At 49.7% G+C, this 19,966-nt stretch carries 17 protein-coding genes; 2 read left to right on the top strand and 15 right to left on the bottom strand.

Going from position 1 to position 19,966, the window contains the following annotated elements; translation table 11 throughout:
• Nucleotides 1-182: 182 nt before the first annotated feature.
• The 6 genes from R0134_RS08735 to R0134_RS08710 all read right to left on the bottom strand — a co-directional run bounded on the left by R0134_RS08735 (nt 183) and on the right by R0134_RS08710 (nt 7,641).
• Nucleotides 183-1,466, bottom strand: coding sequence for a capsular biosynthesis protein (locus R0134_RS08735; protein ID WP_319781494.1), 1,284 nt, complete (start codon nt 1,464-1,466; stop codon nt 183-185).
• A 403-nt stretch (nt 1,467-1,869) separates the two neighbouring features.
• Nucleotides 1,870-2,247, bottom strand: coding sequence for a hypothetical protein (locus R0134_RS08730; protein WP_319781493.1), 378 nt, complete (start codon nt 2,245-2,247; stop codon nt 1,870-1,872).
• Between the two features lie 359 nt (nt 2,248-2,606).
• Nucleotides 2,607-4,019 (bottom strand): cytochrome P450, encoded by a 1,413-nt coding sequence (locus tag R0134_RS08725; RefSeq protein ID WP_319781492.1) that lies wholly within the window; start codon nt 4,017-4,019, stop codon nt 2,607-2,609.
• Nucleotides 4,020-4,751: 732 nt separating this feature from the next.
• Nucleotides 4,752-5,978 (bottom strand): hypothetical protein, encoded by a 1,227-nt coding sequence (locus tag R0134_RS08720; protein ID WP_319781490.1) that lies wholly within the window; start codon nt 5,976-5,978, stop codon nt 4,752-4,754.
• 349 nt (nt 5,979-6,327) lie between these two features.
• A complete protein-coding gene (locus R0134_RS08715) occupies nt 6,328-6,870 on the bottom strand; it encodes a VOC family protein (RefSeq protein WP_319781489.1) in 543 nt (180 codons plus the stop codon).
• 6 nt (nt 6,871-6,876) lie between these two features.
• Nucleotides 6,877-7,641, bottom strand: a complete 765-nt coding sequence (locus R0134_RS08710) for a DNA repair ATPase (protein ID WP_319781488.1) — start codon at nt 7,639-7,641, stop codon at nt 6,877-6,879.
• Nucleotides 7,642-7,851: 210 nt separating this feature from the next.
• On the opposite strand from R0134_RS08710, the gene cysB reads away from it, so the two are divergent.
• Nucleotides 7,852-8,826, top strand: coding sequence for an HTH-type transcriptional regulator CysB (cysB, locus tag R0134_RS08705; RefSeq protein ID WP_319781487.1), 975 nt, complete (start codon nt 7,852-7,854; stop codon nt 8,824-8,826).
• Nucleotides 8,827-9,393: 567 nt separating this feature from the next.
• On the opposite strand, the gene gloA is transcribed toward cysB, so the two are convergent.
• Nucleotides 9,394-9,801 (bottom strand): lactoylglutathione lyase, encoded by a 408-nt coding sequence (gene gloA, locus R0134_RS08700; protein ID WP_319781486.1) that lies wholly within the window; start codon nt 9,799-9,801, stop codon nt 9,394-9,396.
• Between the two features lie 277 nt (nt 9,802-10,078).
• On the opposite strand from gloA, the gene R0134_RS08695 reads away from it, so the two are divergent.
• Entirely contained in the window at nt 10,079-10,285 is a 207-nt protein-coding gene (locus tag R0134_RS08695) for a CsbD family protein (RefSeq protein WP_087034484.1), read from the top strand.
• 672 nt (nt 10,286-10,957) lie between these two features.
• On the opposite strand, the gene nth is transcribed toward R0134_RS08695, so the two are convergent.
• The 8 genes from nth to pfkA form a co-directional block, all read right to left on the bottom strand.
• Nucleotides 10,958-11,593 (bottom strand): endonuclease III, encoded by a 636-nt coding sequence (gene nth, locus R0134_RS08690; RefSeq protein ID WP_319781485.1) that lies wholly within the window; start codon nt 11,591-11,593, stop codon nt 10,958-10,960.
• Between the two features lie 36 nt (nt 11,594-11,629).
• Nucleotides 11,630-12,325, bottom strand: a complete 696-nt coding sequence (locus R0134_RS08685; RefSeq protein WP_319781484.1) for an electron transport complex subunit E — start codon at nt 12,323-12,325, stop codon at nt 11,630-11,632.
• Nucleotides 12,322-12,954, bottom strand: a complete 633-nt coding sequence (gene rsxG, locus R0134_RS08680; RefSeq protein ID WP_319781483.1) for an electron transport complex subunit RsxG — start codon at nt 12,952-12,954, stop codon at nt 12,322-12,324. Before rsxG ends, R0134_RS08685 begins: the two co-directional genes overlap by 4 nt.
• Complete coding sequence (gene rsxD / locus R0134_RS08675) at nt 12,954-14,003, bottom strand: electron transport complex subunit RsxD (protein WP_413641359.1); 1,050 nt, start codon at nt 14,001-14,003, stop codon at nt 12,954-12,956. The genes rsxG and rsxD overlap by 1 nt, the downstream gene beginning before the upstream one ends.
• Nucleotides 14,003-16,678 (bottom strand): electron transport complex subunit RsxC, encoded by a 2,676-nt coding sequence (rsxC, locus tag R0134_RS08670; protein WP_319781481.1) that lies wholly within the window; start codon nt 16,676-16,678, stop codon nt 14,003-14,005. Before rsxC ends, rsxD begins: the two co-directional genes overlap by 1 nt.
• A gap of 1 nt (nt 16,679) precedes the next feature.
• On the bottom strand, nt 16,680-17,234 hold the full coding sequence (gene rsxB / locus R0134_RS08665; protein WP_319781480.1) for an electron transport complex subunit RsxB: 555 nt from the start codon (nt 17,232-17,234) through the stop codon (nt 16,680-16,682).
• Nucleotides 17,234-17,815, bottom strand: a complete 582-nt coding sequence (gene rsxA / locus R0134_RS08660; protein ID WP_087038560.1) for an electron transport complex subunit RsxA — start codon at nt 17,813-17,815, stop codon at nt 17,234-17,236. Before rsxA ends, rsxB begins: the two co-directional genes overlap by 1 nt.
• A gap of 1,032 nt (nt 17,816-18,847) precedes the next feature.
• Complete coding sequence (gene pfkA, locus R0134_RS08655; protein ID WP_319781478.1) at nt 18,848-19,810, bottom strand: 6-phosphofructokinase; 963 nt, start codon at nt 19,808-19,810, stop codon at nt 18,848-18,850.
• Between the last annotated feature and the right edge of the window lie 156 nt (nt 19,811-19,966).

Genomic DNA, 19,966 nt, shown 5'->3' with positions numbered 1-19,966 from the left:
CCAATTTATTCGGCTCGGTTTTGTGTTTAGGCCTTAAAAAGCCAGCAAAGCTGGCCTGCCGAACAAGTTGGCAGCTACAAAGAACAAACCTAAACAGGGTGCATTATGGCTGAGGTTCATACGTAATCAGGTGTGACTAAGAGACAGGCTTACGGCTTAAAGCTTACAGCTCCCCGAAGGGGTTATGCGACTTCTTGGTCTTTATTCTTGTCTGCGACGTGGCGTTGAGTTTTAGGCACGACTATAAGCGACGGTGCTAGCTTAATGGCGGGCACGGCTTTTTGCTCTAGGTGCTGCCAGATGCTTTCACAGGTTTTTTGTGGCTCACAATAAAAGCTGCCATTAAGCTGGGTGTGCTGTAGCAAAAATGCGCGCAGTTGTTTAAATAACGTCACGTCTACCGGTTGTGGTGAACGCCAAAACATGGCTAAGGTGCCTTGGGTGGTAAGGCCGGGAATATCGTATAGCGCTTTGCCCAAGGTAATAGTGGGCACGTGGTGAAACAGAGCTGATAGCCCAACGGTGCTGTTAACGGTGACCAGACCTTTGCAGTGGCGATAAAGGTCGGGCAGCGATAATTCGAAGCCGTAAAAGACCCGTTGGCTTACGCCAAGTTCTGCCGCTTGTTTATTGATCTGTTCACGATAGTGGGTATAGCCCCGGTCCATCGGGTGATGTTTAAATACTAATACGTCATCCTTAGGCGCATAGGCAGCAAATGAATTTATTATATGGGTGATTGAGTCCGCAACATCATTAAAAACCGAGTGAGTACGAATTTGAAAGTCGTCGGCGACCTGCAAAGGTACCAAATGAATATGGCCTGAGTGTTTGTTAATCAACTGTTGTTGTAGAGCTTCGTCTTTAGCAATATGAGTATATTTGGTGTACCAGCCTTTTAACCAAGCCAAACCCTCTTGCCAATAGGGGCGATGGCGATGGTGCACATAACGGCGAAACTTTGGGCGAGCAAGCTGTAAATTTAGGTAATAACGCATGGCGTAAAAAATACGACGTTTGAAGTTGGGTTTAATATCCAGCTTATGTTTTACGTGCTCGGTACTGCCGTTGGGCAGTTGTTTGCTTAGGTTGCCAAACCAAGGGCTGTGCGCGTTTACGCCATTTTGTTCTAGCGTTATGTAATGTGGGCGTAGATAACCTTCTTCAAATACAAAAAAGCGAATGTTATTTTTTAGACAATATTCGCGAGCCACTGCATGATATTCGCGACAGTCACTGTAGCAAAATAGGGTGTCTATGTTGTGGGTGTTTATGTAGTTGGATAAGTAATTGCGCCACTCTGGCAAGCTGCCGGTATAGAAGGCAGTCGTTCCGGTGCAGTGCCAGCAGGTGTCGCCGCCATTAAAGTTTATTTTATGAACGTTAATATCTTTGGTATTTAAAAACTGCGAGAGATGTTTAAAGAACGGCCCCAGGGGACCTTGAAGCAGTAGTACCGATTTCATATTGAGTGTCCATACCTGGGGTTATTTTTCTATTCGTTTGTAGCGCGCGGGATAATAGCACAAAACACAGCTGTCAGTTAAACATAAATTTAAAACCATTTTGCCACGGAAGAACACGGAATCCACGGAAAAATAGAGATAAGAGCGGAAAAGTGCCCAGTTATTGGGGGGTAAGATCTTAACCATCACAAGCTCTATCGAGACCAAGACGATTCGGCCACGGAATCCACGGAATCCACGGAAAAAATAAAGACTTACATCAAAAGCGATATTTATTGGGTTAGACCTTACAAATATAATTTATTATCTTTAGATTTTTTCACTCCTTCCGTGGATTCCGTGTTCTTCCGTGGCAAAAAAGGCTCTTAGGTTTTGATGTCACTAGTAGCTGATCGCTGACAGCTTAAAGCTGACGGCTCCCCGTAGGGGCGCTGTTTTTAATGGTTTGTTTATGTAGGCCTTTTTGTAGCACTAGGTCGACTAGGGGTTGTTCGCGTTTGTTGGCGCGTTGGCAATGATTTTGCTGAAATTTATTGGTTAGCCAGATCACGAATTGCGCCCATTTTTTGTTGTCTCGTTCGCGCCAAGCGTGGGACGAAACTGACTCCCAAGCGTAACCGTTAAGTACAGAAGCATTCACAAAGTGATCCAGCGCCCGCACGCCGCTGCGCCCACGCTCTACTTTGCCGATAAAGCCCACGTAGCAAATAATCAGATAGCCTAAAATAGCCAGTGGCACCACGGCACACATCAGTAAAAAACCGGCAAGTCGTTCTTTCATTTATCTTGGTCTCTGTCGTTATGTAAATACGGTTAAGTAGTTCGGGGCACTAAGCGTTTTTCGTGCTTATCATCATAAATAGGGTGTTCTTCCGTGGCCGATGAGTCTTAGTTTTTAAGAGCTAATTTTGCCACGGAACCCACGGAACCCACGGAAGTAGGGCAAAATATAAAATACTTGTTATTTGTAAGGTCTTAACTACTAAGAGATCTGGTTTTGGTTTACATCTCTATTTTTCCGTGTATTCCGTGTTCTTCCGTGGCCGAGAAGTCTTTAGGTTTATTTTTTCTTGGCGCTGGGAGCTGGGCGCTATTTTGTTTATCTGACAGCTTACAGCTGATAGCTCCCCAAGATGTTACTTATGTTTTGTTAATGGGGGTGAGCACTATGCTCATACCATTTTGTGAGCGAATGGTTAATTTACCAACAGGCTCGGGCACAAAGCCGTCGGCCAGGGCAAAATGATAGTCTTTTAATATGGTGGCCAAAATAAGGCTGGCTTCTTGTTGAGCAAAAGTGGCGCCTATGCAAACTCGTGGGCCGGCGCCAAAAGGCAAATAAGATTTACTGAGCGGTGTCTTAAGATTCTTACTAGTGAAACGGCCTGGGTCGAAACCATGAGGGTTATCCCAAAAGTCTTGATGACGATGAATAAGCCAAGGCGAGATCATTACCGACGAGCCCGCAGGCATATTTTTGTCACGCATTTGGGTGGCGTGAGTACACTCGCGGGATAAAAAGCCTACTGGTGGATATAGGCGTAGGGCCTCACGAAAGGTGTCGCGCACCAAGATCATTTTGCGCAGAGCCTGCACACTCATCGCTTGATCATCTTGTTCAGCCAATACGGCTTGCACTTCTGCGCGGGCCTGTTGTTGTATCTCTGGATATAGCGCCAGTAAATATAAAGACCAAGTTAATGAGCTAGCTGTAGTTTCGTGTCCTGCTAAAAACAGCATGGAGATCTGGTCAATAATTTCGTTGAATGAAAAAGGTGCTTGAGTATCGCCATCGGTGGCTTGCAACAAAGACGATAAAATATCTTGTTGCTCAGCTAACGCCGTTTGGCTTTGCGGGCAGCCTTGGCGAGCGGCTTGAGCTTGTTGATAGCGCGGTGTCACTATCTCTTCTATGGCGCGGCGAATATCTTTGGCTGCGCTAATGCGTTTACGCTCGCTGCGGCCCCGTTGCATAAACTGCGGAAAACGAAACATTTTGAGCAGTGCCAACTTCGGAGACTCGGCCTGAAAATGCACGAAGGCCGCCAAGATCTGTTCCGCTTGGGCGGGCTGGAGCTGAGTAGACATTATGGTGCGAAAGATAATATCGGCGGTAATAAAGGTCATTTCAGGATCTATGTCTTGCCCTGGCTGGTGCTGTGTAAGTCGGGCCGACATGTCATTAACGGCGGCTTGCATTAAGCCAAACACTTGCTGGACACGAGTATGCTTAAAGGCCGGATCCAGCATATTGCGTTGTTTTTGCCACTGTTCGCCATTAGTGGTGAAAATGCTTTCGCCCAATAACGGCTCGAGTATTTCGCCCAGCAGCTGATTTTTAGGGAAGTTGGCAATGTCTTGCACCATGATCCTGCGCACTAAGTCGGGTTGATTCACCATATACAACCTAAATCCTGGCAGTTTGTATTCGCCCATCTTCATGCTGTAGCTGCGCTCGTACAAGGCATCTAACCAAGAATGACGTTTGGTGAAAAATACCTTCCACAGTGACGCTTTGCTTTTCGCAGGTTTAGGGAATACGGGGCAGGGCATGAAAATTCCTCTTAAAGATAAACACAGTACAAAGACGAAAGACTTCTTTGCCACGGAAGAACACGGAATCCACGGAAAAATTAAGCTGGGATAAGAGCGAAAAATAATGTTAATGGTAAGGGCTAGCCCTTTCGGGGAGCTATAAGCCGTCAGCTTTCAGTTAAAAATAAGTTCAAGAGTATTTCTACCACGGACTAAGGCCAGCGACAGACACTAGATATTTTTTTGCCACGGAAGAACACGGAATCCACGGAAGTAGACCAAAAACCTAAAATATTTAAAAATATTTCTTCTTGTAAGGGCTTATCCTCACCTGATTACGTATGAAACTCAGCCATAACGCACCCTGTTTCGGTTTGTTCTTTGTAGCTGCCCCGTCTCTTTAATAAAGAGGACTTCGGCAGGCCAGCTCTGCTGGCTGTTACTGAGGTTTAGATTTAAACCCAAACACCAAACCGGGCCGAAGTCCTCTTCGTCGAAGAGACGGGCCCCTACAAGGTCGAAATACCAAACTGAGCCTCATATTCTTCACCGAAGAGGCGGCGACTACCTGTAACCTATTGAATTCATTGGTGCTGAGTTCTCTGAAACATGGCTGAGCTTTGTGGGTAATCAGGTATCCTCAAGAGGGTTATCTTGGGTTTTAGATCTTCATTTTTCCGTGGGTTCCGTGGCAAAAATAGCTCTTACGCTCTTAGGTTTAGCATTTGTCTTTAACTGACGGCTTACGGCTTAAAGCGTACGGCTCCCCGAAGGGGTATTTATATGGCGAACTACTCGCTTTGGGCCGGCGGTAAAGGCAAAAAAGTCGTAGGGGCCCGTTTTGTCGGTGGCCATTAAATATAAAAAATGCATGGTATACCAAGCGCGACGTAATTTCTTGTAACGCGCAGCATTATAGAGCGTAAAAAACCGCGGCGACAGTAATTGTGGGCCGGCGTTGGGCGATCTCGTTAAGCCGCAAGAGGTGATAGGGTCAAGTAATGGAAAGCAGGCCCCGTCTGTGGGGGCTGTGTAGTCGAGCCAGGTTAGGTGCGGCGTTTGGCCCAGTTGTTGCAGATGTTCTCTAAAATCTTTGGCGCTGGGCTGAAAGCTCATTAAGGGTATGCACTGGCCAAGAGTGATCAGCACCACTCTATGGTTGGCAAAATAGTGTCGGTTGGCAACGTTATGGGGCAGGGCAGCCAATACGGCGGCCATGGTGGGCATTGCCAGAATGGTGCCAACGCTGTGGCCAATAATCACCACCTCGTCGTTATTCGGGTCTTGAATAGCCTTGGTGATCTGTTCGGCAAACGCTGTGCTGCGCTGGTTAAGCGCGGGTACCTTGCCTCCGGCCCACTTGGCGGTAAAGGCATAAATACGCAGCAGCCAAAAAGCAGCCAGCTTGTCGCCCAGTTTTTTTACTCCCTGCATAAGCAATACAAAAATGATCATGCCCAGCAGCCAGGGTAGTGCCTGTTGGGTGAGCATGAGGCTGATACCCGAGAACATATTGGATTGTTCCGGCCCATGCAGCATGGCGGCTTTAATTAGGTCGGCGCCAGAGAATGCGGCAAACAGGCTGATGCCAGTACCCAGCAATATGTAAATTATGGGGTATAAACCGGCCATCATTTGTTTAACAGAGGCTTTGGCAAAGGTAAATACGTTGCCGCTAAGCAGGTACACCAGGCTGACGTAATAGAGATCATTTAGAATTTGTCGCCAGCCTTTACCCCAATGCTGGCGCACTATGTCGTCCCACCCTAGGTAGTTGTATTGGGTGTGAGTGTGCTCGGTGTTGAGCTGCCATTGATGATGATGGCTACTATTGCGCTGGCGCGCCGATACATCAATGTGTAAGCCATTGACTGAAGCTTGCTGGGCTGACTGAGAGCTGTAAAGCTGGTGATAATGCCTGGCGCCTCTGGGGTCAAATCCGTGAATATAAAATACTTGGCGCTGTTTAACGGTCAATTGAAGTTCCTTTAGGCCCTGCGGGCAGCTGTACGCGAGAAACACAGCCGTATGCCTAAGAGCTATTTTTGCCACGGAATCCACTGAATCCACGGAAAAATAGTGATTAAAAATAAAGGCATAAACCTCTTAGTGGTTAAGACCTTACAATAAGCTCGCTCTTTCACTTTTTACGGTTTAGGCTCTTGCTCTACTTCCGTGGATTCCGTGGATTCCGTGTTCTTCCGTGGCAAAAAATCTCTAGTGTCTGTCACTAGCTGATCGCTGCCCTTAGTCCGTGGGTTCCGTGGCAGAAATATCTTTAGTCACTGTCTCTTAATGCTGTAACTGACCGCGTGCGGCGTTAAGCTTACCGCTTTTGTTCAAAGTAATCATCGGGCACGGGAACAACCTGATGGTGGGCAATTTCTGTCGCTATGGTGTCGGCGAGGCTCTGGCAGTGAAATTTGATTTGGTAAGGCGCTATGTTCAAGCTGAGCTCGGGGGCTGAGCTGGCTAAGTCGCTACGGTTAAAGGGCACCCAAGGGTAATCGAGGAGTAACTGCTCGAGGCTGGGCACCACTATTTCGCTGTGCTCTAAGCCCGGAGTGTGTTGTTTGCCGACTTTGGGCGCGGCTAACTCTAGGCAAGGAATAGGGCCAAAGGCGCTGGCAATGGGGTGCGCGAGCTTAAAAGTAATGATGGGGCGCCCGCCTATCATGCCTTCTACTAAAGCTTCGCCAAATTGAGCTAAGCGCTCACGTAAGTCGAGATACTCTTGATTGGTGGCGGCGCGCACGCAGACGTGGTCCATCGGGCCTAAGCGCAGTGCTAAGCCGTGATCCAGCATGCCTTGTTCAAGCTCGGCTAAAAAATGATCCAGATTAGTGAGGATGTCATCTAAGTTAGGCATACGCGTTTACCACTTTTTCTTCGGCTCAAAAAGTTGGTCGAGTTCAGACTTTTCACTTTCTTCTTCTCGAATTTTTTGCTCTTGTGCGACCTGCTTTTGGCTGCTAGTAAGCTCATCCAAGCGCTGCTGCATACTGGTTTCAATGCTCTTTAGCTGCTCATCTTTATCGGGTGTTTGATCCAGCACGGTCAGGCCCTTTTTCAGCATTTGCAGTGCGGTATTGTTATCGCGATTCGCGAGTGCTGCACCCGCACGTTTGGCGAGATTGGTCAGGTTAATTTTTAAACGGATTAACTCTAAACGTCTGTCTTCAACCACAAAAATTTGATTACCTACCTTGCCACTATTGTGCTCGATACGCAGCACGGCACGCAGGCGTTTTACTATTTGTAGCATTTGAATGGCTTGCTGATCCGAGTCTGGAGATTTAAGGCCCGCTTGCTCCATTTGGTAATGCTCTTTTACGTGTTGGATCTGCTGCTCAATGTTAATGCGGCGAGTCTTTATTTGCAGATTAGTGGGATCTTGTTGCGTCATGATCTGCAGGCTGTACAGAATACGTTGGTATAAGGTCAGCACTATGGCTTTACTAAAGGGTAACTGGCCGGCGTTTTGCAGGAGTTCTTCGGTTTCGTTGATGATGTTTTTATGTTTGAGTAATAAGGTGCGTTTTTCTGCTTCTTGCTTATTTAAATACTGCTGCACCATATTGTAAATAATGACCAGAAAAAGCAGGGCGCCTATGGCTATGAGGATCAGGGTCAACATCATAAATCGGCGGCTCAGTTAGGGTGAGAGGTAAAAATAAATGGTACCCCAGTCGGTGGGTTTTGGCTAATTTGTGTCAAATTAATAGGCTGATTTGTTGATTTTATAGGCAGTTGCCATATAACTTATAGTTATTAACAAGACGCTCTGAGGAAATTTTTCTCGGATCTGGTAAGATTAGTCAGATTGTCGCCACCTAATGTGAGATGCCTAATGAAACTGCAGCAGTTGCGTTACATAGTTGAAGTTGCCAACAATAACCTAAATGTATCGGCCACCGCCGAGAGTTTGTTTACCTCGCAACCCGGTATTAGTAAGCAAGTGCGGATGCTTGAAGATGAGCTGGGCATACAAGTGTTTGAGCGCAGCGGTAAGCATCTTACAAGAGTCACGCCGGCTGGCGTTGATATTATTCGTATTTCGAGCGAAATCTTGGGCAAAGTTGAAAGCATTAAAGCCGTCGCCAGCCAGCATACCCATCCTGATCAGGGCTCGCTCAATATCTCGACCACGCATACCCAAGCGCGCTATGCGCTGCCCCATGTGATCCAAGGCTTCATTAAGCGCTACCCCAAAGTGTCTTTGCATATGCACCAAGGCACGCCCACGCAAATTAGCGAATCTGTGGCTAAAGGCTCCTCAGACTTTGCCATTGCCACCGAAGCCATGCACTTGTACCAAGACTTGATCATGCTGCCTTGTTATCACTGGAATCGCTGTATTTTAGTGCCTAAAGGTCACCCGCTGGCGGACATAGAAAAGCCAAGTATTGCCGATATTGCCCATTACTCGCTGGTGACCTATGTGTTTGGTTTTACCGGTCGCTCTGAGTTAGATATTGCCTTTAATAAGGCCGGCTTTGAGCCCAAGGTGGTGTTTACCGCCACCGATGCAGATGTGATCAAAACCTATGTGCGCTTAGGCATCGGTATTGGGGTGCTGGCCAACATGGCGGTGGACGCCGTTCAAGATGCAGATTTGGTGGCCATTGATGCCAGCCATTTGTTTTCTTCAAGCACCACTAAGATTGGCTTTCGCAAGGGCACTTTCTTGCGCAGTTATATGTATGACTTTATGGAGCGCTTCGCGCCGCACCTCACCCGAGAACGCGTCGATAAAGCCATTTCCTTAAAAACCGCCGAAGAACGTGACCAGCTGTTTGAAGATGTGATTTTGCCGTCGCGGTAATCACCCCATCGGGGAGCTGTGCGTCTTACGCTGTACGCCGTAAGTTAAAGAAGAACACCGTTCCTATGCCGTCTTACATCGGACTTGCTCCGGTATCTCGCAGTTATGCATTAAGGCCTAAACCCGAGATCCTGAATCAAGTTCAGGAAGACGGCTAAAAGATAGCCCCTTCTTTGTTGGCCCTATGCCGTCTTACCGGACTTGCTCCGGTATCTCGCAGTTATGCATTAAGGCCTAAACCCGAGATCCTGAATCAAGTTCAGGAAGACGGCTAAAAGATAGCCCCTTCTTTGTTGGCCCTATGCCGTCTTACCGGACTTGCTCCGGTATCTCGCAGTTATGCATTAAGGCCTAAACCCGAGATCTTGAATCAAGCTCAGGAAGACGGCTAAAAGATAGCCCCTTCTTTGTTGGCCCTATGCCGTCATACCGACTTGCTCCGGTATCTACTCTTTGGTTTTAAAGCCTAAAGCGAGATCCTGAATCGAGTTCAGGAAGACGGCATCAAAGATAAACACCGCCTTTTGTTTTCCTTGGCGCTTGGTGCTGGGCGCCGGGCGCTGTGTCTTATTCCCCCAAGCCTTTTCCTGCGTCTGCTTTGGCGATCAGTTCAATCTTGTAACCGTCAGGATCTTCGACGAAGGCGATTACCGTGCTGCCGCCTTTGACGGGGCCTGGCTCACGGATCACTTTGCCGCCGGCGGCACGAATTTGCTCGCACATGGCGAAGATATCGTCGGCTTCAATGGCAATATGGCCATAGGCGGTGCCTTGGTCGTAGCTGTCGGTATCCCAGTTGTAGGTCAGCTCTAATACCGCTTCATCTTCTTCTTTGCCGTAGCCCACAAAGGCCAGCGTGTATTTATACTCGGTGTTCTCACTGGTGCGCAATAACTTCATGCCCATTACATCCGTATAAAAGGCAATGGACTTGTCGAGGTGACCGACTCGTAGCATGGTATGCAAAATACGCATTGTTAAGCTCCCGCTTGTTGTTGAGTTAGTTGATTATAAATGGAATAAAAAAATAGATAAGACAAAGCTAATGCGCAGTCTTCTAATAACGTACCCAGTATACCATTATCTACTGCGACAGAATAAGTCCGAGTTGTTACTAAAGTGTTGGCAAAGTGCTACTGACTACCTTATTGTTACTCATGCCGTTGCAGGCAATTTATCTGAACATCGGTATAAAACACTGCTATAAAAACACTCGTATTTAAAATGTTGAACCTAATCTGAGGATCTTATTATGAACTGGGATATTGCAGAAGGTAACTGGAAACAATTTAAAGGCAAGGTGCAAACACAGTGGGGCAAGTTAACTGACGATCAGCTGGATCAAATCAATGGTAAACGCCAAGAACTAGCCGGGCGCATTCAAGAAGCGTACGGTGTCAGTAAAGACGAAGCTGAAAAACAAATCAAAGAATTCGAAGACCGTAATCGCGACTTGTAAGCAGCCCTTCGGGCCGCGGTACGCTTTAAGCCGTACGCGATAAGAAACACCCCCGAGCTGAAGAGCCGGGGGTGTTTTTGTCTCTGGCATCCCAGCCGATAGGTATTTTGTAGCCTGCCGCTTTAGCAGGCAGTCTTGAATGTAACCTATCCAGCTATGCTGGCTTGCCGAAGTCTTCTTTATCAAAGTAGCCGGCCGTCTCTTTGATAAAGAGGACTTCGCCGGGCCAGCTTTGCTGGCTGTTACTGAGGTTTAGATTTAAACCAAAACATAAAACCGAGCCGAATAAATTGGCTCCTACAAAAGAATAGACGTGCGCCACTATGTAACTGCTTGAATTTATTCATGATAAATTATTGAGGTGTGGCTGATCATTATGGGTAATCAGGTAGGGATAACACAAACCGTGCCGAAGTCCTCTTCGCCGAAGAGACGGGCACCCTACAAGGTCAAAATACCAAACTGAGCCTCATATTTTTTACCGAAGAGGCGGTACCTCCCTGTAACCTATTGAATTAATTGGTGCTGAGTTCTCTGAAACATAGCTGAGCTTTGTAGGTAATCAGACAAGACCTTATCTCACACTTATGCGCCAAGACCTAAAGCGAGATCCTGACTTTCGTCAGGAAGACGGCATAAAGATAAACCTGCTGTTTTTGCTTGGTGCTTTGTTTAAATCTCGGTTTTGTCTTTAAACTCGCAGAGGTCTTCGATGATGCAGGAGCCGCAGCGGGGCTTGCGGGCGATGCAGGTGTAGCGACCGTGTAAGATAAACCAGTGGTGCACGTCTAACTTAAACTCAGCGGGCACCCACTTTAATAAGCCAAGCTCGACTTGATCTACCGTCTTGCCTTTGGCAAAGCCGGTGCGATTAGATACCCGATAAATATGAGTATCCACGGCGATAGTCGGCCAGCCAAAGGCGGTGTTCAGTACCACGTTGGCAGTTTTGCGCCCCACGCCGGGCAGGGCTTCTAATGCCTCGCGGCTTTCTGGCACTACACTGCCATGCAGCTCTACTAACATAGTGCAGGTTTTAATCACGTTTACGGCCTTGGTATTAAATAGGCCAATCGTTTTAATGTGCTCTTTTACACCGTCAACGCCTAATGCCAACATCGCCTCTGGGGTAGGGCCGGCATTAAATAAGCCGATGGTGGCTTTATTTACGCTCACATCTGTCGCTTGCGCCGATAATAACACCGCAATTAATAGCTCGAAGGGATTGCGAAAATTAAGCTCAGTGGTCGGGTTAGGATTATTTTCGCGCAGCCGTTCTAAAATTTGCCGACGTTTGTCCTTATTCATAATAAAACTACCTGATTTATAACGAAGTCAACGAATTCATAACGAGGTCACGCGGGCGCGGGTTATTTCGGCTTTAGTCACGGGCGCCATTTTAGCGGCCAATTTATTATCCAGCCAATTTTTAGTGGCCACTAATAGTCCTAAGCCAATAAAGGCGCCGGGCGGTAATATCGCCAGCAAGAAGCCGTTATCTAAGTGCAGTACGTCCATGCGTAACACGGTTGCCCAGTCGCCCAACAGCAATTCTGCGCCATCAAATAAAGTGCCTTGACCTAATAGTTCGCGAAGGCCGCCCAATACTAACAGCACACAGGTAAAGCCCAAGCCCATCATCAGGCCATCGAAGGCGGCCAGCGGTGCGCTATTTTTAGAGGCAAAGGCTTCAGCACGGCCAATGATCACGCAGTTAGTGACGATCAGCGGAATAAAAATGCCCAGTGATTGATACACGCCATAGGTGTAGGCGTTCATAAGTAGCTGCACGCAGGTTACTAGGCTTGCAATAATCATCACATAGATGGGAATGCGCACCTCGTTTGGCACCCATTTTCGTACCAAAGAGACACAGGTATTGGACCCGACCAATACCAGTAAGGTGGCCAAGCCCAAGCCCATGGCGTTAGTAACGGTGCTGGTGACGGCGAGTACGGGGCACAAGCCTAAAATTTGCACCAAGGCGGGGTTATTACTCCACAAACCTTGGCGAATAATGTCTTTATATTGGTCGCTCATAATGATGCTCCACAGGCTGGGGCTTGCGTGAGTAATTGCGGTTGTTGTTGTACCAAGAGCAGTACCTTACGTACCGCTTTTACGATGGCTCTGGGCGTAATAGTGGCGCCGGTAAAAGCGTCAAACTGACCGCCGTCGTTACGTACCGCCCAGCGGATATCCTTTTCATCGGTCATGGACTTGCCATTAAAGCTTAAGATCCAAGGGGAGCGTTTAAGTTCGATTTTATCGCCCAAGCCAGGCGTTTCATTGTGGTTTAAAACGCGCACCCCGCTTAAAGTGCCGTCGATTTGCACACCCACCACCAGCTTAATCTCGCCGCTGTAGCCGTCGGGTGCTATGGCTTCGATGGCATAGCCTTGAGGTTGACCGTTTTTAACAGCGGTAAACACCGGTAGCGGACCTTTGCTGCCTAAAAATTGTGGGCTGGTTAGCAACACGCAATGATCGAATAAAGGCTCGTCATGATTGCTCTCGGGCAATAATTCATCCAGCACTCGCAGCAACTGCGCCTGCTCTTGTTCAATTATGGTGCTTTGCGTTAAGCGGTGCGTTAAGGCCACTACGGCCGTGCAGACCAAGGCAAAGATGGCCAATATCAGCGCGTTTTTGCGCATCATCTCCAGCATTAGCGGCGCACTCCATAGGTAGTGGGTTTAGTGAGTGCGTCTATCATGGGCACCGTCATGTTGGCCAGTAACACCGCAAAAGCGATGGCATCCGGATAGCCGCCGAAGGTACGAATAAGATAAATCAATAAGCCGATCAGGGCGCCGTAAATCAGGCGGCCTTTAAAGGTGGTGGCCGCCGACACAGGATCCGTGGCAATAAAGAAGGCTCCCACCATAGTTGCGCCCGACAATAAGTGCAGGGTGGGGCTGGCAGTGCCGTCCGGTGCTATCAAAAAGCCAATAAGGCTGGCCACAAACAGGCTCAGCAAGATGGACACAGGTATGGTCCAGCTGGTGAGCTTAAGGCGCAGCAGCATGAGGCCACCGGCTAAATAAGCCAAGTTCACCCATTGCCAGCCCAAGCCCGCTAAACCATCAAACACCGGATTCGCTAAGATCTCGTTCGCGGTATGACCTTGGGTAAAACCAGTTTTTAAGGTGTCGAGCGGGGTGGCCATGGTCGCGCCGTCTGCCAGTTCGCGCAGCTGATGGGGGCTAAAACCGTCTAACGTAAAACCGGTAAAAATAGCCGACACACTGTCGGCAAAGGTGACCGGATACAATTGTAATTCCAGCGGCGGCAGCCAGCTGGTCATCTGCAGCGGAAACGATACCAAGAGCAATACGTAGGCGATCATGGCGGGATTAAACAGGTTTTGGCCGATGCCACCATACAGGTGTTTAGCCACGATAATGGCAAAGCCGGTGCCAATGACGACTAGCCACCAAGGTGCCAGCGGCGGCAGGGCGATACCAATTAAGATGGCGGTTAACAGCGCCGAGTTATCTTTCAGCGGACTTAAACGCCGACCGCGCAAGGCTAATACTAAGGCTTCGGCACCGTAAGCGGTGAGAATGGCCAGCAGTATTTGAATGAGGCTGCCCGAGCCAAAAAACCACCACTGAGCGCCGATACCCGGCAGCAAGCAATAGCAAACGCGCCGCATCAATGTGGGCGTGTCGAGCGGGATACGATCGTGAGGTGAGCTGCTAATTGTTAACGCCATTATGACTCGTCTTCTTTTTTGTCTGATGGTTTGTCTGATGCTTGCTCAGTCTGGATGCCAGTCGCTTTTGCCGCTTGGCGTGCCTTGGCTCTCGCCACGGCGGCCTTAATGGCAGCTTGTTTTGCCGCTGCTGGATCTGGCTGCGACGCACTGCTTGCTGCGGCATCGCCGCGCGTTACTGGTTTAGCATCGATTGCCGGTCGAGCTTCGGCAACCGGTTTAGGCTCTGTAACTGACTCTGCTGGTTGTGCGGCCTTGCGTGCTTTAGCTCGGGCCACTGCCGCTTGAATGGCGGCTTTTTTGGCATCGAGAGGCGCCGCGCTTTGGCTGCTTTCTGCTTCAGGCTTGCCGTTATCTGTGATTGATTGCACTGCCACGGCTGGTTGCTCAAGCGATTCAGCCGCTTGTGCGGCCTTGCGCGCTTTAGCTCGGGCGACGGCCGCTTGAATAGCGGCTTTTTTAGCATCAATAGGCGCGCTGCCCTCTGCCCCTGTCTCGCTATTTTCTGCTCCAGTATTCTTTTCAATCACAGCCGTATTTACTGTGGGCGATGGCTCGCCAACAGGTGCATCCTTGGCAACTACGGTTGGATTTAATGCGGCCCTTGCCGCCTGTAATTCAGCTTCCTGACGGGCTTTAGCGCGCGCCACCGCAGCTTTAATGGCTTCTTTTTTATGGTCTACTCGTTCATTACCACTGTCGCGTTTACTTGCCTCTGCTTGTGCGGCTTTGGCTTTAGCGATGGCCGCCGCTACGGCCGGATTTTTAGCGGGAGTGGCGGTGGCGCTATCTGTGTTTAGCTCGCTAGCTGTTGCTGCGGCTTCTGCGGCCTTGCGTGCTTTAGCGCGAGCCAAGGCGGCGACCACTGCCGGATTCTTCCCCTGAGTTGCGCTTGCAGGTTCGGCATTTTCTTCGACACTACCACTATCACCAACACCAGCAGCTTGGGCGGCTTTTAGGGCGCGATTGCGTCTGGCTTCTTCTTTGCGGGCGGCACGCAAGGCGGTCATATCGTCCGGTGCTGTGGTTTGGCCATCCGTTGCTTCAGAAAGCTGGCGCGTTTTAACACGGGCCAAGGCGGCAGCCACCGGATCGATGCCGGTTTTAGCTGCTTGTTCGGCCATGCGTGCCTTACGGTCGGCGGCGGCTTTGGCTTGGCGGGCTTGGCGTTCGGCTTTTTCAACGGCTAGCCGCTCTTGTCGGGCTTCAAAGCGGATCTTGGCTCGTTCGGCTTGGTCTGCTTCATGGCGCGCGTGGCGAATATCGGCTTTCGCTATTCGATAATATTCCACCAAGGGAATATTACTGGGGCATACGTAGGCGCAAGCGCCGCATTCGATGCAGTCAAACAGGTTATGACTTTCAAGCTTGTCGTGCTCTTCGCTGCGTGCATACCAATACAGCTGTTGCGGCAATAGGCTGGCGGGGCAGGCGTCCGCACATAGGCTGCAACGAATGCAGGGCATTTCTTCGGCGGGCGGCGCTAGTTCGGCATATTTTGGCGCCAGTATGCAGTTACTGCCTTTAATAATGGGCGCGGCGGCTGAATGCAGCGTAAAGCCCATCATGGGGCCGCCCATAATAATTCGTTGCTCCCGCTCGGCGGTGAGGCCATAGCGTTTTAATAAATAACGTACTGGCGTACCTAAGTGCACCCAGGCGTTACCGGGTGTAGCAAAAGCGTCACCGGCCAAGGTGACCACGCGGCGGATCAGCGGCTCGTCGTTGATAATGGCTTGCTGAATAGCATAAACGGTGCCGACGTTTTGCATCACTATGCCTAAATCCGACGGCAAACCTTGGTGCGGCACCTGTAAGCCGGTGAGCACTTCGATAAGCTGCTTTTCACCGCCAGAGGGGTATTTAGTTGGGATGGCGATGATCTGCAGGCTGTCATCTTGATTGGCCGCATTCTTTGCGGCCTTGAGTGCTGATAATGCCTCAGGTTTATTGTCTTCCACCACCAAAATGGTCAGCTTAGGCTGCACGATGTGGCGCAAAATCTCGATGCCTTGCAAAATCTCGCCTGCGTGCTCACGCATTAAACGGTCGTCGGCACTGATGTAAGGCTCACACTCTACGCCATTGATAATTAGCGTGCTGATCCCACCAGCATGGGCTTCTTTACTCTTTCCTTCACTGACCGCCGGAGCAGACGGGGCAGAGAGCGGAGCAGGCTTGCGAGCCGCAAGTTTCACATGAGCCGGAAACCCCGCGCCACCCAAGCCGGTAATGCCCGCTTGATGGAGTCGGGTCAGTAACACATCGGGCTCGAGCAAGTGATAATCCGCAACCGGAAAACGCGCCCGCCAACGCTCTTGGCCATCGGGCTTAAGCACGATACACAAGCCACTTAAGCCAGAAGGGTGGCATAAGGGTCTGTCTTCAATGGCGGAGATAACACCGGAAGTCGGTGCATGCACTGGCACCATCATGGGATTCAGCGGCTCGGTCAGCGCTTGGCCTTTAAGCACCTGCTCGCCGACGCTCACGCTTAATTGCGCCGCTTGGCCGATATGCTGGCGTACTTGCAACACTAACTCTTCTGGTAAGCCCGCCTCGCTGATCGCCGTTAAGTTAGCGGGAGACTTACGATCAGGCGGATGTATGCCACCGTGAAAGGTGTGTAGCTGGACGGCTTTAGGTTTTTTTAATGTGGGTTTTAACGACGACATCTTACTCTACCTGCTTGATGGCGATGGGCTCGAGCTGCCATTTCCAATTATCGGTGGTGACGGTAATGGGGATCATTTCGATGCAGTCGGTGGGGCAGGGGTCCACACATAAATCACAGCCGGTGCACTCATCACTGATCACCGTATGCAGCGCCTTGGTGGCACCCACTATGGCATCTACCGGGCAGGCGGCAATGCATTTGGTGCAACCAATACACATATCTTCATGAATAAAGGCCACCCGTTTTTCCGGCACGGCGGCGGCTTCGCCCATGGTTTGCGGCTCCACGCCCATAAGATCGGCAATCTTGCGCATAGTGGCGTCGCCACCGGGCACGCACTTATTAATGTCATCGCCGTCGGCCACGGCTTGTGCATAGGGCATACAACCCGGGTAACCACACTGGCCGCATTGGGTTTGCGGCAATAATTCGTCGAGCTGCTCAACGATAGGATCTGACTCCACCCGAAACTTAATGGCGGCAAAGCCCAAGATCAGACCAAAAATCAGCGCCAGCAGCGCCAATACTCCAATGGCGATTAAAATATTGCTCATTACACCTTCACCAAGCCAGTAAAGCCCATAAAGGCCAGTGACATTAGGCCCGCGGTGATCATGGCCAAGGCCGCGCCTTTAAAGGGAGCGGGCACATCTGCACCGGCTAAACGCTCGCGCATGGCGGCAAACAGCACCAGCACTAATGAAAAGCCCAAGGCGGCACCAAAGCCATACACCAAGCTTTGCATAAAGTTATGTTGTTCATTGATGTTCAGCAGTGCCACGCCCAATACGGCGCAGTTAGTGGTGATCAGCGGCAAGAAAATGCCCAGCAAACGATATAGCGTTGGGCTGGTTTTATGCACCACCATCTCGGTGAACTGCACCACCACCGCGATCACCAAAATAAACGACAAGGTGCGCAAATAGGTCAGCTCAAGCGGCAATAAGATGTACTGGTTCACCAAATAAGAGCAGGCGGCAGCTAAGGTCAGCACGAAGGTGGTGGCCATCCCCATGCCGATGGCGGTTTCCAGTTTGCCGGACACGCCCATGAAAGGGCACAGACCTAAAAACTTCACCAGCACGAAGTTGTTGACTAGCACGGTGCCGACAAACAGCAACAAGTATTCAGACATGATCACTCGGCGATTAAAAATGAGAGCAGCCATTATCGGACTTTACGTACCATTTCACAATGGCACTAAGAATGAGGAGGCAGTACAAGAGAATAGTCAACGGCTAACACAAGCTATTGATTAACATAATATTCACAGCAGTAACATAAAGCAGAATAATACCCGCGTCTGGGTTGTGGTTGTTAATTGTGCCTAAAACGACAAGACGCGGTACATAACCATGGATTGCTGCGTCGTTGCACTCCTCGTATAGGATGACGGATAAACAAGCTATACGCCTTACGCTGTGCGCTTTACGTTAAAAAAACACCTGTTTGGCCTTGTCTGTTCATTGCGAGCGTAGCGCGGCAATCCATGTTACAACGGCGCGGTACATAATTATGGATTGCCGCGCCGTTGCACTCCTCGCAATGACGGGAATGTGGTTTTTGCGAGCGCAGCGAAGCAATCCATTCTACAGGTCTGCACAGTGGCCAAACATAGATTGCCGCGTCGCTACGCTCCTCGCAATGACCACGGTTAGGGTTGGCTCTGGCCTTTTGTAGGGTCGCCTTACTTAGGCAGGAAGTATTCGACCGTTTGCGGCTTATTCTGCGTCAGACTGGGTTTTCTCAGCTTGCGCTTGGGCTTCTGCCGCTTCTTGTTCTTGCTTGGTGTGCTCGCCACCACAACCGCCACAACATCCACTCATATTCGTCTCCTACTGGCTTAAATGTGTTATCGGGTCTTGAACTCGAAGTCAGTATAAATAAGCCAGATAAGAATAAATGTGATCTGGAACAATTAAGTGGCATTTAAAATACAAGTTACATCCAGCTACGCTGGCCGGCGAAGTCCTCTTTACCAAAGAGACGGCCGGCTACAAAAGACGATTCTTTTGTAGGAGCCCCTATTTTCGATAAAGAGTATTCGGCTCGGTTTTGCTCTGATTTGGGTGATTTATATCCAGCTACGCTGGCCTGCCGAAGTCCTCTTTACCAAAGAGACGGGCAGCTACAAAGTGATTATTTTGTTTCTAGACGCCGCGGTGCTCTAGAACAACACATTCGACAATTGGTACATTTCTTCGTTGAAAGGACGCTTTAAGTGCTTGATGCAGTCAATAATGTCGTGATGCACAATATTGTTGCTTTGCAGGCCTACGCAGCGCCCGCCGTAGCCTTCTAGCAATAACTCCACCGCACGGGCACCCATGCGACTGGCCATAATGCGGTCTTGGGCACTGGGAGTACCGCCACGTTGCGTGTGGCCCAAGATGGTGGCGCGGGTATCACGACCCGTGGCTGCTTGAATATCAAAAGCGAGGCGATTGGCGTCACACATGTTTTCACACAGCGCGACTATGGCGTGTTTTTTACCTTTGACCACACCTTCGTGAATTTGCTGGATCAGCTCATCTTGATCAAAGGCCACTTCCGGCACTATCACGTATTCGGCGCCCCCCGCCACGGCGGCAGACGAGGTTAAATCACCGCAATGGCGGCCCATGATCTCGACTACCGAAATACGATTATGCGAGCTGCAGGTATCACGTAAACGGTCGATGGCTTCTACCGCCACATTCAGTGCCGTATCAAAGCCAATGGTAAAATCGGTGCCGGCAATATCATTATCTATGGTGCCGGGTATGCCAATACAGGGAAAGCCCATTTCAGTCAGTTTCATGGCGCCCATATAGGAGCCATCACCGCCAATCACCACCAGCGCATCTATGCCATGAAGTTTGAGGTTTTCGACTGCTTTAAGGCGCACGGCTTCATCTTTAAACTCCGGAAAACGCGCCGAGCCTAAGAAAGTGCCGCCACGGGTGATCACGTCGGACACCGAATGACGATCCAGCGACTCAATCTCGTTGTGATATAAGCCTTTATAACCGCTATGTATGCCAAACACTTCCAGACTATGGTGCAGGCCAGCACGCACCACGGCACGAATGGCGGCGTTCATGCCCGGCGCATCACCGCCACTGGTTAAGACTCCAATGCGTTTAATCATCAATATGACTCCCTTTGCTATTCATCACTAACCCTGACAAAAGACATTCAAGCTGTTCTTGCCACGGAATCCACGGAAGAAGACCAAGACCTAACAGGGAGATTATTTCTTTGTAAGGCCTTAACCCGACCCAAAAGATATTTTTGGTTTGAAATT

This window comes from Oceanisphaera sp. IT1-181 (assembly GCF_033807535.1).
Taxonomy (GTDB): domain Bacteria; phylum Pseudomonadota; class Gammaproteobacteria; order Enterobacterales; family Aeromonadaceae; genus Oceanimonas.
This window is presented reverse-complemented; position numbering and strand designations above follow the sequence as displayed.

Bases quoted from the DNA above. Each gene is read 5' to 3' on its own strand.
- R0134_RS08710 (WP_319781488.1), bottom strand. From the start codon at position 7,641: ATGATGTTGACCCTGATCCTCATAGCCATAGGCGCCCTGCTTTTTCTG.
- rsxG (WP_319781483.1), bottom strand. From the start codon at position 12,954: ATGCTGGAGATGATGCGCAAAAACGCGCTGATATTGGCCATCTTTGCC.
- gloA (WP_319781486.1), bottom strand. From the start codon at position 9,801: ATGCGTATTTTGCATACCATGCTACGAGTCGGTCACCTCGACAAGTCC.
- R0134_RS08685 (WP_319781484.1), bottom strand. From the start codon at position 12,325: ATGAGCGACCAATATAAAGACATTATTCGCCAAGGTTTGTGGAGTAAT.
- pfkA (WP_319781478.1), bottom strand. From the start codon at position 19,810: ATGATTAAACGCATTGGAGTCTTAACCAGTGGCGGTGATGCGCCGGGC.
- nth (WP_319781485.1), bottom strand. From the start codon at position 11,593: ATGAATAAGGACAAACGTCGGCAAATTTTAGAACGGCTGCGCGAAAAT.
- rsxD (WP_413641359.1), bottom strand. From the start codon at position 14,003: ATGGCGTTAACAATTAGCAGCTCACCTCACGATCGTATCCCGCTCGAC.
- R0134_RS08730 (WP_319781493.1), bottom strand. From the start codon at position 2,247: ATGAAAGAACGACTTGCCGGTTTTTTACTGATGTGTGCCGTGGTGCCA.
- R0134_RS08695 (WP_087034484.1), top strand. From the start codon at position 10,079: ATGAACTGGGATATTGCAGAAGGTAACTGGAAACAATTTAAAGGCAAG.
- R0134_RS08725 (WP_319781492.1), bottom strand. From the start codon at position 4,019: ATGCCCTGCCCCGTATTCCCTAAACCTGCGAAAAGCAAAGCGTCACTG.
- R0134_RS08735 (WP_319781494.1), bottom strand. From the start codon at position 1,466: ATGAAATCGGTACTACTGCTTCAAGGTCCCCTGGGGCCGTTCTTTAAA.
- rsxA (WP_087038560.1), bottom strand. From the start codon at position 17,815: ATGTCTGAATACTTGTTGCTGTTTGTCGGCACCGTGCTAGTCAACAAC.
- cysB (WP_319781487.1), top strand. From the start codon at position 7,852: ATGAAACTGCAGCAGTTGCGTTACATAGTTGAAGTTGCCAACAATAAC.
- rsxC (WP_319781481.1), bottom strand. From the start codon at position 16,678: ATGTCGTCGTTAAAACCCACATTAAAAAAACCTAAAGCCGTCCAGCTA.
- R0134_RS08715 (WP_319781489.1), bottom strand. From the start codon at position 6,870: ATGCCTAACTTAGATGACATCCTCACTAATCTGGATCATTTTTTAGCC.
- rsxB (WP_319781480.1), bottom strand. From the start codon at position 17,234: ATGAGCAATATTTTAATCGCCATTGGAGTATTGGCGCTGCTGGCGCTG.